Raw genomic sequence first — 14,330 nt, 5'->3', positions numbered from 1 at the left:
TTCAAGTATATCAAAAAAAAGCCTAAATGGCTTTTCTTTTGATTAGAACTATTCTTATTTAGTTTTTTCTTTTCGTTTTTGACGAACTTCCTCCCGATAGGAAGAATTCCCTATATAGCGCAGAACATTTAACAAAGGACTATGATGTGGCCCCAGAATCCCAATCAATTCTGCTAACAACTCTACTCCAAACAAGAGCCCGATCACAAGTAGGACGCCCCCAATGCGACTCGAGATGTTGAGCAAGAGAGAAATCAAGGAGAAGATCATCGAAATTCCGTAGATCACAAGTACAGTTCCCCGATGTGTCAAGCCCAGAGAAAGAAGTCGGTGGTGCAAGTGATTGCGATCCGGTTTATAAAATTTTTGACCAGACAGGGTCCGACGGATAATGGCTAAAAAGGTATCTGTAATCGGTACTCCCAAAATGATCATAGGGGTAACGACAGCAACTGCCGTTGCATTTTTCAAACCTTGCAAGGACAAAACAGAAATCATGAATCCGATAAACAAGGCACCGGTGTCTCCCAAATAGAGAATGGCCGGATGGTAGTTAAAGGGAAAGAAACCTGCGATGGACGCAACCAAGACAAAGATCGTCATGGTCAGAAAGAGATTGGGGACTGGTAGAAAGAAATAGGACACAATCCCCATTGTCACTAGGGAAATAATAGAGACCCCACTCACCAAGCCATCTAATCCATCAATCAGATTGACCGCATTGGTAATAGAAACAATCCAAATCACCGTCAAAAGATACGATAGCCATGGTTCAAAATGAAGTAAGGGACCACCGAATGGAATCTTAAAATCATTCAGCCGAAAATCTGTCAAAAACCAGACCAGACTCGCTGCCAGCAGGATGCCGATCATCTTTTTCTTGGCAGACAACTCTTTTACATCATCGATCAAGCCTGTGAGAGCGATAATCCATCCTGCGCCCACGACCGGCAAGGTATAAGATAGGTAACTTTTGATTGGTGCGGTGGTGGATGTCAGCATAGGAATAAACACAAGAGTCGCAATTGAAAAAGCAATCACGATAGACAGTCCACCCGCGCTTGGCATGGGCTTGGTATTGATCCGGCGCGCATTCGGATAATCCACGGCATCAATCTTAAAGGAGAACAAGCGAACCAAGGGCGTCAATACCAAGGCAATCATAAAAGTCCCAATCAGCACCAGAACAAATTGCAAGGAAAAGGACATCATAAGCTAGCAACTTTCTTCAAATTCTCAATCGCACCAGACACCATTAGTAAGTGACCATGTTCCTGCAGAGCGGCTCGTGTCACTTCTGAATCATCCGCATACTCCCGAATGATGGCAAGTAACCAGGTTGGATATTGATTTGGTTGATCCTCTGTATCGATCAAGACGGTTAAATAATAATCAGATCCCATTTTGTATAATTCAGAGGTATCCACTGGAAAGCTGACCGTTTTTGAAAAGGCAACTGCTTGCTGGATATTTGAAAAACGCAAAATGTAATAAATATACTGACTTACTGGTGCTTCAGATGTAGGATCTTGTTCTTGATTGTCACGTAACTCTTCTTGTTCCAAATGGTGAATGGCTTCTGCATCCCCTTTTGTCTTATCAGAGATTGTTTTTTCCAGGGTTTTGATAAATTCATCTGGCGTCATGCGCGACAACTCTTCCATATCAGGAAGATCTGACAAATCCTCAAAATCCAATTGTTGGTCAATTTTTGATTTGGTAACAAAAACATCCAATTTGTCTGGTTTTGGTGTCACACGAAAACTCAGCATCCCGCTATCCAGGAAGCTTTCTGGCATTTCGAGTTCATCCAAAATAGCGTAGAAAAATTCTTCTGTTTTTTCTTGTGGGACAAGGAAATCAGCAATTTCCATTCCACGTTCTTCTAAGTCTTCTAGTTGGATCGTGATCTTAATTGTTGAATCACTAATTTGCTTCATCTTCATAGCATAACCTCATACTTCTAGTCTTACTATTATACTAAAAAATTGGATAGAATTCAAAAAAAGGATGCATCGAAAAGAGGTCGGGACAAAAGTCTCCAACCTCAGAAAACAATTTGATCAAGTTCAACCGTTCTCTTAGAAAATAACACGGAAGAGTCCATACAATAGCAAGATGGAACCAAGAACGATCCGGTATTTCCCAAAGACGGTGAAATCATGATTTTTCACATAATCTGTCAAGAAGCGGATGGCATACATGCTGACCACAAAGGCCACTCCCATCGCTACCAGTAGAATAAAGAGTTGCCCCAGTGCTAGTGAATGTCCGCCAAGAGCGAATTTTCCAACCTTTAAGAGGCTAGCCCCAAACATGGCTGGAATCCCCAAATAAAAGGTAAATTCTGTCACCACTGGGCGGCTAACACCATTGATCAAACCACCTACAATCGTAGCACCTGAACGGCTTGTTCCTGGAAATAGCGATAAAACTTGGAAGAGTCCGATATAAAGAGCTGTTCGATAAGGGAGCTTATGCAACTCCGTTACTGCTGGCTCAACTTGTTCCCGTCTTTCCAGATAGATAAAGGCAATCCCGTAGGTGATCAACATAATCGCAACGGAAATCGAATTGTGGAAATGCGCCTCAAACCAATCATCTAATTTAAAAACAAAGACAAGCGGAAGGGTTGCAACCGCAACTTTTGCCCATAATTGCCAAGTTCGACGTACTTCTAGTGGAGATTTACCAGGTTTGAAGGGATATAATTTATCGAAATAAATCACCACAACCGCTAGGATCGCTCCCAATTGGATCACAACATTGAACATCTCCATAAAGGCTGGATCTTGATTTTTAAACTGCACAAAATCCTGTAACAGAATCAAGTGACCTGTACTTGAGATCGGTAACCATTCTGTAATCCCCTCGACAATCCCAAAAAGAACCGCCTTGATTAATTCGATCAGAAACATCTTTTTCTCCTAAACTTACATTTGCTCTATTATATCATAAATCTATGGACTGGACCAGGCCTTCTAAACTAGAAGGGACAGAGCGACCAAGACCATTCTCAGCGCTACTTAGAAGGCGCCAAAGCCTCCTCCGCCTCCTCCGCCAGAGAAACCTCCTCCACTACCAGAGGAAACTGTGAAATGACTAGCTGTCGATGCTGTCGATCCATAAGTAGACATGGCATGACTTGAGTGGGTCACATCATGATAGAACGGGGTGTAAACGAAGGCGTTTAAGGCTTGATTTTCTAAATGAATATTCCGAAGCTTCATGACCTTTGTGACCTGATCAGCTACACCATACAAGGCCACATAGACCAATAAGCGATTCCATAGGACCAGAGACTGCAACTCTGCATCGTTGAGGTGGGCAATCTCTTTCAACATCCGACCAAAACTATCCCAGTAATAGCGTTGCTCAGCACCCGCAAGATTGACAACCCCATCTCGTAGGCAGGCTTTAAAGACACCATTGAAGCGCACTGGCATAAACCAAAGTATGAGGATCCCTATCAAACAAGGAACAGAGAACCAACCCATCCCAAAGATAGCAAAGATTTCTGCTCCAAGAGCGATAAACCAAGCAGCCCAACCAAAGAAGAGACTTCGTCTAGCTTGCGCTTCTTCTTTTGCTTCTAAAGGGCGATAGTAGCTTGGCAAATGGAGATCTTCCACCTTGCGATGAACATCTCGGGCCACTTGGTTGACAGCCGTATCAAAACGAGCCTGAGCCTTACTTCCTAGTGAACGAATCGCATCTTGATCTGCTTTTTTGGCATGTTTGTATACATCATCACTGAATTCATAATTCTCAAAGAGACGGTTAACAGGACAGGAAACTTGATCCCCAAAAGCCATATTCATAAAGGAGCGTTCAAAATCATCCACATGTCCATGAGACTTCCTGGTCAAAACGACTTCATTTCCTTGTTGCTCGTAGACAATCACTCCACGATCCATCAAATCTAGCAATGTAGCTTGAAGCATTTTTTCAAATGTAAACACCGGCGGAGTTGCCTTCTCTTTATTGGTCGGGGAAGCCTCGTCTAATTCAGCTGAATAAACAACCGAGCTCATGACAAGAGGTGCAATATCCTGTGGAATTTCATAAAGACGAGTATCAGTCGGATAGGTCACACCAGGCCAAATCATTTTTTTGAACCGATTGCGACCCAAGAAAGAAAGAAGCCATAGTGCAATAATGAAGGCTGGCAAGATCCAGTTCCAAAACATGCGTGTCCAGTATTTTTCCTGTTCAATTTTAGCTTGGTTCTTGTGAAATTCATCCAATTTGGTTAATCCTGTATTTCGACCAGAATCATACAAGGTAGTTAGATCTGACTTCAACCAGTAACCATACAACTCCACAGCCTTTCCTTTGCCTAGGTTATAGAAAGTGGCAGAATAGATTCCATCTTCTTTCTTTACAGTCACATCCGGTCCCATAAAGGCTGTATGGATATACAGTTCCGATTGGGCATTAGCTGGTGCAAACTTAGGGATGACACGAAACTGAACTTCACCCACTTTCTGATCACCATCTGTGATCGGTTTCCAGTTCAACTCCAAGATATCCTTGTGTGAATAGAGGAGATTTTTTAATTTCCATGTAACTTTAATTTTGACTGTATCTGTCGCCACACCACTGTTATAAATTTTCACTCGGTAGCCATCACCTAGATTCGTAATCTCGGGTTCTCTTTGAAGCTCACGACCTTCCACCTCAACCTTTGGCGGTATCTCAATTGCAAAGCCTTGTGGCATGTTCCCTGCCGTTCCTAGACTGACATACTGCCCTCTATAAGAATCTTTGAAATAATAAACCAGTTCTTCCTCATAGGTGGCGTCGTCCCAAGTGTCCAAGGTCAAGGTTCCACCATAGTAAAGCACATCATAAGATGGACTAGATGCATGGACATTCTGACTGACAAAAAGGCAGGCCAGAAAGGCGAAAAAAACATACAAATACTTTTTCATTTGATCACGCTCCTTTGTATTATTATAACATTTTTTAAATAAAAAGAGGACCATGTTTGAAATGTAGCCTATTTTACTGTACAATAGGAGAAGTTAAAATAAGGAAGAGGAGAAAAAATGAAAAAAACATTATTCGCGCTCTTAACAGGGTTTTTCATTTGCCTGGGGATCACACAGGTTGCTCATGCAGATGACTATTTACGAATCGGAATGGAAGCAGCTTATGCTCCTTTCAACTGGACCCAAGAAGATGATGCAAATGGAGCTGTTAAAATTGACGGTACCAATCAATATGCCAATGGATACGATGTCCAAATCGCCAAAAAAGTTGCTGAGGAGTTAGGTAAAAAACCTCTGATCGTAAAAACATCTTGGAACGGTTTAATTCCAGCACTCACTTCTGGTAAAATCGATATGATTATCGCTGGGATGAGTCCAACCGCTGAACGTAAAAAAGAGGTCGCCTTCTCCAAGAGCTACTATACCAGTGAACCGGTCATGCTGGTGCGTAAAGACGGAAACTATGCGAATGCCACTAGTCTAGATGACTTTAAGGATGCAAAGGTCACCTCTCAACAAGGGGTCTACCTCTACTCTCTCATCTCCCAACTCAAGGGTGCAAAACAAGAAACTGCAATGGGAGACTTTGCTCAAATGCGTCAAGCTTTAGAATCCGGCGTTATCGATGCCTATGTTTCTGAGCGTCCAGAAGCCTTGACAGCTGAATCCGCTAATTCAAAGTTTAAGATGATCCAATTCAAAAAAGGTTTTGAAGTTGGGGAGGAAGATGCGACCATTGCTATCGGGATGAAGAAAGGTGACACTAGAATTGACCAAGTCAATGCGGCACTAGCTAAGATTTCATCTGAAGACCAAGTCAAACTCATGGATGATATGATTAAGAAGCAACCAGCTTCCAGTGATGCTAGTGATGATAAGCAAACATTCTTTAGCCAAATGATGAAGATTTTAAAGGATAATGGCCCACAGTTCTTACGGGGAACTGGAATGACCCTCTTAATCTCTATGACTGGAACTATCGCTGGGTTGATTATCGGTTTGTTAATCGGTGTCTTCCGAACAGCTCCGAAGGCTAAAAATAAATTCCTTGCTGGATGTCAAACTGCCTTTGGTTGGTTCCTCAATGTCTACATTGAAATCTTCCGTGGAACTCCGATGATCGTTCAATCCATGGTCATTTTCTATGGTTCCGCCCAAGCCTTCAACATTTCCTTGGATCGTACCTGGGCCGCCATCTTTATCGTATCAATCAATACCGGAGCTTACATGAGTGAGATTGTTCGTGGTGGGATCTTAGCAGTGGATCCAGGTCAGTTTGAAGCAGCGACTGCTCTAGGCATGACCCATGGACAAACCATGCGCAAGGTCGTCCTTCCACAGGTTGTTCGCAATATCTTGCCAGCAACAGGGAATGAATTTGTTATTAACATCAAGGATACATCTGTTTTGAATGTTATCTCTGTAGTTGAACTGTACTTTACAGGAAATACGGTCGCAACTCAAAACTACCAATACTTCCCAACCTTTACGATCATCGCTGTGATTTACTTCGTTCTCACCTTTACCATCACACGAATTCTTCGCTACATCGAACGTCGCTTAGATTCTGATACTTATACTACAGGTGCCAATCAAATGCAAGTCAATGAGGTGAAATAATGGCAGAAAAAATTCTTGAAATCCAACATTTAAAAAAATCTTATGGTCAAAATGAGGTTTTGAAAGATATTTCCCTTACGGTTGAAAAAGGAGAGGTGATCTCCATCATCGGGAGCTCTGGTAGCGGAAAATCAACCTTCCTTCGCTCCATCAATCTTCTAGAAACTCCTACAGCTGGAGAGATTCTCTATCGTGGACAAAATGTTCTTGATCCTGAGTATGATCTTACCCACTACCGCGAGAAATTAGGGATGGTTTTCCAAAGCTTTAATCTCTTCGAAAATTTAAATGTCTTGGAAAATACGATCGTTGCACAAACGACCGTCCTCAAGCGTGATCGTGAAACCGCAGAAAAAGTTGCCAAAGAAAACCTTGAAAAAGTCGGTATGGGATCTCAATATTGGGCTGCCCGTCCGAAACAACTTTCAGGTGGTCAAAAGCAACGGGTCGCTATCGCGCGTGCCCTTTCCATGGATCCTGATGCCATCCTCTTTGATGAACCAACTTCCGCCCTGGACCCTGAAATGGTTGGGGAAGTTTTGAAGATCATGCAGGACCTCGCTAAAGAAGGTTTGACCATGATCGTCGTAACCCACGAAATGGAATTTGCTCGCGATGTCTCTAGCCGTGTTATCTTCATGGACAAGGGTGTCATTGCTGAGCAGGGAGATCCAAAAGAAATCTTTAGTAATCCCAAAGAAGAACGGACCAAGGAATTCCTTCAACGCTTCCTACACTAATCTCTTGAAACAGTTTGCTTACCAGTATGGAAGCAAGCTGTTTTTTGTACCTCTTTTTCTTTTAAGGCATAGAAAAAAACCAGAGAGGAAACTCTCTGGTTTTCAATTGGAACAACAAATTAATCTTCGAATTTTTGATGATTTTTGTCATAAAAATCAATCAATCCGAGTGCAGTTTCAAACGAGATGTTCTTCACTTTTGCACGTCCTTGAGCCAAGGCAATGATAGACATTTCACGGGCATTTGTTTCTTTACTGATACGATATCCCGTAATTTTCTTATCGCGTACCCATCCAACAACTGATTCTACTTTTTCAAAGTTCGATTTAGCCATTATCTTTCTCCTATATTATTATTTCCAATACTAATATAAATTGTTTTGCACATTTTGTCAACTAAAATCGCTGAAAATACGAACCTTTTTTAAAAAATGAGAAAAAGTTTATTTTGCTTTCAGGGCTGATAATATTTGTGTACGAATGTTTTCGACACCATCTGGGTTAGCTGGTAGGAAAATCGTATTATTCCCTTCCTTATCTGCAAAATTATTTAAGGTATCTAAGTACTGATTGGTTAAGAGAATAGACATGATTTGCTCTTCGGTCAAGTCTACATTGGCTCCTTTTAACTCTTTAATAGAGTCTGCCAATCCATCGACAATAGCCTTCCGTTGCTCGGCAATACCGACCCCATGCAAGCGGTCTTTTTCCGCCTCAGCTTCGGCAGCAGTAACGATCTTGATCTTGTCTGCTTCTGCCAATTCCTGAGCTGCCACGCGTTTTCTTTGCGCCGCATTAATCTCGTTCATGGATTGTTTCACTTCGGCATCTGGCTCAACTTTGGTGATCAAGGTCTTAACAATAATATATCCATAAGTTGACATTTCTTCTGCCACTTGTTTTTGAACTTCAAGGGCAATTTCATCTTTTTTCTCAAACAATTCATCTAAGGTCAACTTAGGCACAGAAGAACGAAGAGCATCTTCAATGTATGATTTAATCTGTGATTCTGGACGCATGAGTTTGTAGTAGGCATCCTTTACGTTGCTTTCGTTCACTCTGTATTGCGTCGCCACATTCATGGTAACAAACACGTTATCCTGAGTTTTTGTTTCAACCACAATCTCACTCTGCAAGACGCGCAATTGAACTCGTGCTGCAATTTTATCGATACCAAAAGGCGCTCGCATATGAATGCCACTATCGCTAATTTTTTGATAACGTCCGAAGCGCTCGATGATGGCAACGGATTGTTGCTTGACCACATATAGTGAGCTAATCACAATGATTCCTGCAACCAGTAGCAAGAATAAAATAAAAATAAAAAATCCAGGCATAAAAAGTTCCTCCTTTTCATTTACGCATATCATATCACAAGTCTTTATAAAAAAGCAATATATTCCATAAAAATATATTGCTTAAATAACTAATTGTTTCTGTATGAAACTCAAACTAACATATTATAGAGCGTTTCATTCCCATTTAAGTTAATGAAAGACGGATCAAAACGCTCGATACGGTTGACCAAGCCTGCATAGTCATGTTTATTGGCTAAAGTAACCCCAATCAAGACAGGGCCTGTTCCCTTACTAGCGCGCTTGATGTATTCAAAACGTGTGATATCATCATTTGGCCCTAAGATATCATTTACAAATTCTCGAAGAGCTCCTGGACGTTGTGGGAAGTTGACGATAAAGTAGTGTTTTACTCCATCGTAGATCAAAGCCCGTTCTTCCATTTCAGGCATGCGGTTAATATCATTATTCCCACCTGAAATAATACAACAAACGGTTTTCCCCTTGATGTATTCGCGCAAGATTTCAAGGGATGCCACACTGGCCGCTCCCGCTGGTTCAGCTACGATCCCTTGTTTGGAATAAAGATCAATCAAGGTCTCTGAAATCAAGCCTTCATCGACCCCAACAAGGGTTTCTACATGCTGGCGAGTCACTTCATAAGTCAATTGTCCCACCTTTTGCACAGCAATCCCGTCTGCAAACTTATCAATTTCTGGTAGTTTGACGGGACCACCTGCTTCAAAAGCCGCCTTCATGGAGCGGGCTCCTTCTGCCTCTACTCCAATGACTTCAATCCGAGGATCCGTTTCTTTGATATAGGTAGACACACCTGAAATGAGCCCTCCTCCACCAACAGGAACGAGGACAGCATCAAAGTCAATCGACTCTTTTCGAGCTTCCTCAAGGATTTCATAAGCTACTGTCCCTTGACCTGCCTGTACATGTGGATCGTCAAATGGGTCAATAAAGGTTCGTTTTTCTGCAAGCGTAAATTCTTGTGCCGCCTTAGCTGAAGCATCGAAGGTATCCCCGACCAACTTGATCGTTACATAGTCCCCACCAAAGAAGCGGACTTGTCCAATCTTTTGTTGCGGTGTTGTAATCGGCATGAAGATAGTCGCAGGAATCTTCATTTCATTACAAGTATAGGCAACCCCTTGGGCATGGTTTCCTGCTGAAGCACAAACAACCCCACGCTCACGCTCCTCTTTTGATAGTTGAGAAATTGCAAAATACGCTCCACGAATCTTGAAAGAACGAACGCGTTGGGCGTTTTCTTTTTTCAAATAAATTTTTGCCCCATATTTTTCAGATAAATAGTGGTCGTATTCAAGAGGCGTATTAACAACGACCCCTCTTAATATTTTATGGGCCTTAGCCACATCTTTTGCTGTTATCATTTCATACCTCTGTTGCTGTGTTTTGATGAAAAAAGCAAGCCAGGGTGTCCCAACTTGCTTAGTCTTCTACAGACAATTAGTTGTAGATTTTGAAGGCGTCATCGTCGTTTTGACCAACGAACGGCATTGCTTTACGTAATTCAGCACCAACTTTTTCAATTTCAAGGTTAGCAGCTTCTTCACGGTAAGCAGTTAATTTTGGACGTCCAGCTTTGTAGTCGTTAACAAAGTCGTTAGCGAAGTTACCATTTTGAATGTCAGCAAGAACAGCTTTCATATTTTCTTTCACTTGCTCAGTGATGACACGTGGGCCTGATACATAGTCACCGTATTCAGCAGTGTTAGAGATTGATTGACGCATTTTCTTGAAGCCACCTTCATAGATCAAGTCAACAATCAATTTCATTTCGTGAAGCACTTCGAAGTATGCTAATTCTGGAGCATATCCAGCTTCCGTCAAGACTTCAAAACCAGCTTCAATAAGGGCAGTCAAACCACCACAAAGAACTGCTTGTTCTCCGAACAAATCTTCTTCAGTTTCTTCTTTGTATGTTGTTTCAAGAAGACCAACACGTGCTGATCCTACACCTTTACACCAGTCCATAGCAATATCTTTCGCATTACCAGTAGCATCTTGATAAACTGCGTAAAGCGCTGGTACACCAAATCCTTCAGTGTAAGTACGACGTACCAAGTGACCAGGTCCTTTTGGAGCACACATAAAGACATCGACATCTGCAGGAACTTTGATAAATTCAAAGTGGATGTTGAATCCATGGGCAAAACCAACAGCATTTCCAGCTTCCAAGTTTGGAGCAATTTCTGCTTCATACAATTCTTGTTGGATTTCGTCTGGTGCCAAGATCATGATAACATCAGCCAATTTAGTTGCTTCTGCTACTGTATAGGTATCAAAACCATCTTCTTTTGCCTTATCAAATGATTTCCCTGGGCGCACACCGATGATGACATCATGACCTGAATCACGCAAGTTTTGTGCGTGTGCATGTCCTTGAGAACCATAACCGATCACAGCAATTTTCTTTCCAGTTAATGCTGCAACTTTAACGTCTTTTTCATATTCCATTTGAACTGCCATAAGTAAAATCTCTTTTCTATTTTAATTTGCCTTTTTAAGGCGAGGATAACAATTTTCAGTCGAGAATTAATCTCGAGTAAATCCGGTTGCGCCGGTGCGGGCGATGTTTTTAATCCCATACGGTCGAATAACACGAATGAGGGCTTCGCTCTTTTCTGCATTTCCCGTCATTTGAACGGTGATAGAGCTTGGGGCCACATCGACCACGGTCGCACGGAAAGGTTGAATAATGGCCAAGATTTCTGCCCGCTTCTCAGCTGGTGCAGAAACTTTCACCAGAATCACTTCGCGCTCCAAGTGTGGTTTGTCAGTGATATCACGAATGCGAATCACATCAATCTGGCGGTTGAGCTGTTTGATGATTTGCTCTACTTCATCATGCGAAGCAACATCAATGATAATGGTAATCCGCGATACATTAGGGTTTTCTGTTGCTCCAACAGAGATACTTTCGATATTGACTTGACGTCTCGACAAGACTCCTGTAAAGCGGTTCAGAACACCTGAGCGGTTTTGAAGTTTGGCTGTTAACATTCTACGCATTAAACTTCACCCCCAACATCTCATGATTACTCTTACCAGCTGGTACCATCGGCAACACATGCTCTTTCCGAGAAATGTCTACTTCGATGAACATTGGTACATCTTCTGTGATGACTTCCAAATCCTTCTCAAGAGTTTCAGGATTATCAAATTTATAATTCTTGATCCCGTAGGCTTGCGCCATCAATTGGAAATCCGGAAGGCTATCAAAGACTGACTCTGACGTCCGACCATCATAGAAGGCTTCTTGCCATTGGCGGACCATCCCAAGCGAGTGATTGTTGAGCATAACAACCTTGATCGGAACCTTATAAATATTTAAGATCGCTAATTCTTGGTTGGTCATTTGGAACCCACCATCTCCGACAAAGAGAACAACTTCTTTATCTGGATTGGCAATTTTCGCTCCGATAGCTGCAGGAACACCGAATCCCATCGTTCCTAGACCACCAGATGTTACCAATTGGCGCTCATTTTGGTAAGGATAGTATTGAGCTGCCCACATTTGGTGTTGTCCAACGTCTGTGACGACAATAGCGTCCCCCTTGGTCAACTCTCCAATGCGTTCGATCACAGCTTGTGGCTGCACAACCCGTTCTTTCTTGTCGTATGAACGAACCCGGTTCTTATCTTGGGTCACCTTTTCGATCCATTTTTCTGTGTTGTTATGAACCGTTGGCTCTGCTAGCAATTGTTGCAAGGCTTTCTTTGCATCGCCAACAACAGGAATGTCGACAGCAATGATCTTCCCAATCTCTGCAGGATCAATGTCAATATGGGCAACCTTAGCATTTTTAGCGAAAGTCTTTGGATTCCCTGTCAAACGGTCATCAAATCGACAACCAACACTGATCATGAAATCTGTCTCTGTCATAGCGATATTGGCCGCGAAGGATCCGTGCATTCCTCCCATCCCTAGGAAAAGAGGATGACTGGTTGCAATCGTTCCTTGACCTAACAGACTGGTCACTACTGGAATCTGATAGCGCTCTGCTAGAGCAATCAACTCTTTTGCAGCTCCAGCGTAACTCACCCCACCACCAGCAAGAAGAACTGGTTTTTTAGCCTTACTCAATTGCTTCAAAATCTTTTTGATCTGCAATTCATTGGGTTCAATGGTAGGCTGGTAGCTTGGAAGCTTCACACTTGGTTCATAGATAAAATCTGTCTCTAAAGCAGACACATCCTTTGGAAGGTCAATTACCACCGGACCAGGGCGTCCAGTCGTCGCAATATGGACAGCTTCTGTGATAATTCGCGGAATATCTGCCGTCTCACGTACTTGATAGTTGTACTTGGTGATGGGCATGGTAATTCCCACAATATCTGCTTCTTGGAAGGCGTCTTTCCCGATCCCAGCACGATTGACTTGACCAGTGAAAACTAATAAGGGAACGCTATCGCTCATGGCATCTGCAATCCCTGTAATGGCATTGGTCGCCCCCGGTCCACTCGTGACGACTGCGACACCCAGCTTTCCAGTTGATTTGGCGTAGCCTTCAGCCTCATGCAAGCATCCTTGTTCATGACGACCCAAGATATGCTGGATACCCTCAAAGCTATAGATGGCATCGTATAAAGGCAAAACCGCTCCACCAGGATAACCAAAAATCGTGTCAATGCCCAAATCACGCAGGGTTTCAAGAACGAGCTCTGAACCGGTTTTTGCAGTTTCTAAGGTAATTTTCTCCATGTCTCTCCTTTCCAGTACTTTGTATATCAAATTAGCATGCTACTATCATACCATTTTTAGAAAATATTTCAAGGAAAAATAGTAAATTTTCTGAATTTTCTATCCAAATCCGAAGAATGAGAGTTTCTCCAGGATTGCTAAGTCTATCACAAAAAAAGGAGGCTGGGACAAAAGTCCTAGCCTCTCAATTGTTTTTGGATTGTCGAGCAAGACGCAGTGGTTGAGTGGGCTCTACTACGCTGATTTCATCAGCTTTTACAGCCCTAGTCAACTGTGCGGAGGTGGGACGACGAAATCGAATTCTAACGAATTACCGATTTCTGTCCCACTCTCTTTTCTTCCTTATAACCAACCCTTTTCTTGAGCGATCTTTGCTGCCTCGGTCCGGTTTTCCGCATCCAACTTGGTCAGAATGGCTGACATATAATTGCGGATGGTCCCGTTTGAGAGGAATAAGCGATCAGCAATTTCTTGGTTAGAAGCCCCTTTTGCGACTTCTTTTAAAACTGCCTTTTCTTGAGGGCTCAGAGGATTGGGATGGGTCAAGATCCCTTCCATTAATTCAGGCGAATATTCTTTTTGCCCTGCTAAAACTGCATGAAGAGTGGCCATCAAATCCGTAATGCGGCGTTCTTTTAAGACATAGGCATCGACTCCAGCCTTGAGGGCCCGCTCAAAATAGCCCGGTCGCTTAAAGGTGGTAACGATGACGACCTTGATCTGGGGTTGTTGACTTTTAGCCCATTCCAACACTTCTAACCCTGTTTTGATGGGCATTTCGATATCTAAAATCGCAATATCGGCTGGATGTGTTTCGAGTAAACGAATGGCCTCTTGTCCATCGCCAGCCTGCAAGACATCTTCCACATCCTCTTGCAGGAGCAAGAGCTGGCAAAGGGCATCGCGCAACATACTTTGGTCTTCAGCAACTAATAAGCGCATC

General features: G+C 42.6%; 13 protein-coding genes. 2 read left to right on the top strand and 11 right to left on the bottom strand.

What is annotated here, in order from left to right:
• Window positions 1-54: 54 nt before the first annotated feature.
• The 4 genes from I2F76_RS06080 to I2F76_RS06065 form a co-directional block, all read right to left on the bottom strand.
• Window positions 55-1,212, bottom strand: a complete 1,158-nt coding sequence (locus tag I2F76_RS06080; RefSeq protein ID WP_195487454.1) for a glycosyltransferase family 4 protein — start codon at window positions 1,210-1,212, stop codon at window positions 55-57.
• The gene (mecA, locus tag I2F76_RS06075; RefSeq protein WP_195327319.1) at window positions 1,209-1,946 is read right to left on the bottom strand and encodes an adaptor protein MecA; all 738 of its coding nucleotides are present in this window, start codon (window positions 1,944-1,946) and stop codon (window positions 1,209-1,211) included. Before mecA ends, I2F76_RS06080 begins: the two co-directional genes overlap by 4 nt.
• Window positions 1,947-2,081: 135 nt before the next feature.
• Entirely contained in the window at window positions 2,082-2,918 is an 837-nt protein-coding gene (locus tag I2F76_RS06070) for an undecaprenyl-diphosphate phosphatase (RefSeq protein ID WP_013904699.1), read from the bottom strand.
• A gap of 108 nt (window positions 2,919-3,026) precedes the next feature.
• A complete protein-coding gene (locus I2F76_RS06065; RefSeq protein WP_195487453.1) occupies window positions 3,027-4,934 on the bottom strand; it encodes a DUF2207 domain-containing protein in 1,908 nt (635 codons plus the stop codon).
• A gap of 117 nt (window positions 4,935-5,051) precedes the next feature.
• Here I2F76_RS06065 and I2F76_RS06060 point away from each other — a divergent pair, with 117 nt between their 5' ends.
• On the top strand, window positions 5,052-6,614 hold the full coding sequence (locus I2F76_RS06060; RefSeq protein WP_195487452.1) for an ABC transporter substrate-binding protein/permease: 1,563 nt from the start codon (window positions 5,052-5,054) through the stop codon (window positions 6,612-6,614).
• A complete protein-coding gene (locus I2F76_RS06055) occupies window positions 6,614-7,354 on the top strand; it encodes an amino acid ABC transporter ATP-binding protein (protein ID WP_003010256.1) in 741 nt (246 codons plus the stop codon). Before I2F76_RS06060 ends, I2F76_RS06055 begins: the two co-directional genes overlap by 1 nt.
• A 119-nt stretch (window positions 7,355-7,473) precedes the next feature.
• On the opposite strand, the gene I2F76_RS06050 is transcribed toward I2F76_RS06055, so the two are convergent.
• The 7 genes from I2F76_RS06050 to I2F76_RS06020 all read right to left on the bottom strand — a co-directional run bounded on the left by I2F76_RS06050 (window position 7,474) and on the right by I2F76_RS06020 (window position 14,329).
• Window positions 7,474-7,689 (bottom strand): hypothetical protein, encoded by a 216-nt coding sequence (locus I2F76_RS06050; RefSeq protein WP_003004771.1) that lies wholly within the window; start codon window positions 7,687-7,689, stop codon window positions 7,474-7,476.
• 108 nt (window positions 7,690-7,797) lie between these two features.
• A complete protein-coding gene (locus I2F76_RS06045; RefSeq protein WP_195487451.1) occupies window positions 7,798-8,691 on the bottom strand; it encodes an SPFH domain-containing protein in 894 nt (297 codons plus the stop codon).
• A gap of 110 nt (window positions 8,692-8,801) precedes the next feature.
• Window positions 8,802-10,052 carry a threonine ammonia-lyase IlvA gene (ilvA, locus tag I2F76_RS06040; protein WP_195487450.1) on the bottom strand — a complete coding sequence of 417 codons (1,251 nt, stop codon included), beginning with the start codon at window positions 10,050-10,052 and terminating at the stop codon, window positions 8,802-8,804.
• A 76-nt stretch (window positions 10,053-10,128) separates the two neighbouring features.
• Window positions 10,129-11,151 (bottom strand): ketol-acid reductoisomerase, encoded by a 1,023-nt coding sequence (ilvC, locus tag I2F76_RS06035; RefSeq protein WP_195487449.1) that lies wholly within the window; start codon window positions 11,149-11,151, stop codon window positions 10,129-10,131.
• A 66-nt stretch (window positions 11,152-11,217) separates the two neighbouring features.
• Entirely contained in the window at window positions 11,218-11,694 is a 477-nt protein-coding gene (gene ilvN, locus I2F76_RS06030; protein ID WP_023919316.1) for an acetolactate synthase small subunit, read from the bottom strand.
• On the bottom strand, window positions 11,687-13,387 hold the full coding sequence (locus I2F76_RS06025; protein ID WP_003004603.1) for an acetolactate synthase large subunit: 1,701 nt from the start codon (window positions 13,385-13,387) through the stop codon (window positions 11,687-11,689). The genes ilvN and I2F76_RS06025 overlap by 8 nt, the downstream gene beginning before the upstream one ends.
• A gap of 342 nt (window positions 13,388-13,729) precedes the next feature.
• Complete coding sequence (locus I2F76_RS06020) at window positions 13,730-14,329, bottom strand: response regulator transcription factor (RefSeq protein WP_195487448.1); 600 nt, start codon at window positions 14,327-14,329, stop codon at window positions 13,730-13,732.
• Window position 14,330: the final 1 nt, after the last annotated feature.

It is taken from the genome of Streptococcus parasanguinis (assembly GCF_015557775.1).
Lineage (GTDB): Bacteria > Bacillota > Bacilli > Lactobacillales > Streptococcaceae > Streptococcus > Streptococcus parasanguinis_AA.
The sequence above is the reverse complement of the archived record's forward strand: the minus strand, read 5'-3'. Positions and strand labels throughout refer to the sequence as shown.

Excerpts from the sequence above, each read along its gene's own strand:
- I2F76_RS06080 (WP_195487454.1), bottom strand. The coding sequence starts at position 1,212 with ATGATGTCCTTTTCCTTGCAATTTGTTCTGGTGCTGATTGGGACTTTT.
- mecA (WP_195327319.1), bottom strand. The coding sequence starts at position 1,946 with ATGAAGATGAAGCAAATTAGTGATTCAACAATTAAGATCACGATCCAA.
- I2F76_RS06070 (WP_013904699.1), bottom strand. The coding sequence starts at position 2,918 with ATGTTTCTGATCGAATTAATCAAGGCGGTTCTTTTTGGGATTGTCGAG.
- I2F76_RS06065 (WP_195487453.1), bottom strand. The coding sequence starts at position 4,934 with ATGAAAAAGTATTTGTATGTTTTTTTCGCCTTTCTGGCCTGCCTTTTT.
- I2F76_RS06060 (WP_195487452.1), top strand. The coding sequence starts at position 5,052 with ATGAAAAAAACATTATTCGCGCTCTTAACAGGGTTTTTCATTTGCCTG.
- I2F76_RS06055 (WP_003010256.1), top strand. The coding sequence starts at position 6,614 with ATGGCAGAAAAAATTCTTGAAATCCAACATTTAAAAAAATCTTATGGT.
- I2F76_RS06050 (WP_003004771.1), bottom strand. The coding sequence starts at position 7,689 with ATGGCTAAATCGAACTTTGAAAAAGTAGAATCAGTTGTTGGATGGGTA.
- I2F76_RS06045 (WP_195487451.1), bottom strand. The coding sequence starts at position 8,691 with ATGCCTGGATTTTTTATTTTTATTTTATTCTTGCTACTGGTTGCAGGA.
- ilvA (WP_195487450.1), bottom strand. The coding sequence starts at position 10,052 with ATGATAACAGCAAAAGATGTGGCTAAGGCCCATAAAATATTAAGAGGG.
- ilvC (WP_195487449.1), bottom strand. The coding sequence starts at position 11,151 with ATGGCAGTTCAAATGGAATATGAAAAAGACGTTAAAGTTGCAGCATTA.
- ilvN (WP_023919316.1), bottom strand. The coding sequence starts at position 11,694 with ATGCGTAGAATGTTAACAGCCAAACTTCAAAACCGCTCAGGTGTTCTG.
- I2F76_RS06025 (WP_003004603.1), bottom strand. The coding sequence starts at position 13,387 with ATGGAGAAAATTACCTTAGAAACTGCAAAAACCGGTTCAGAGCTCGTT.
- I2F76_RS06020 (WP_195487448.1), bottom strand. The coding sequence starts at position 14,329 with ATGCGCTTATTAGTTGCTGAAGACCAAAGTATGTTGCGCGATGCCCTT.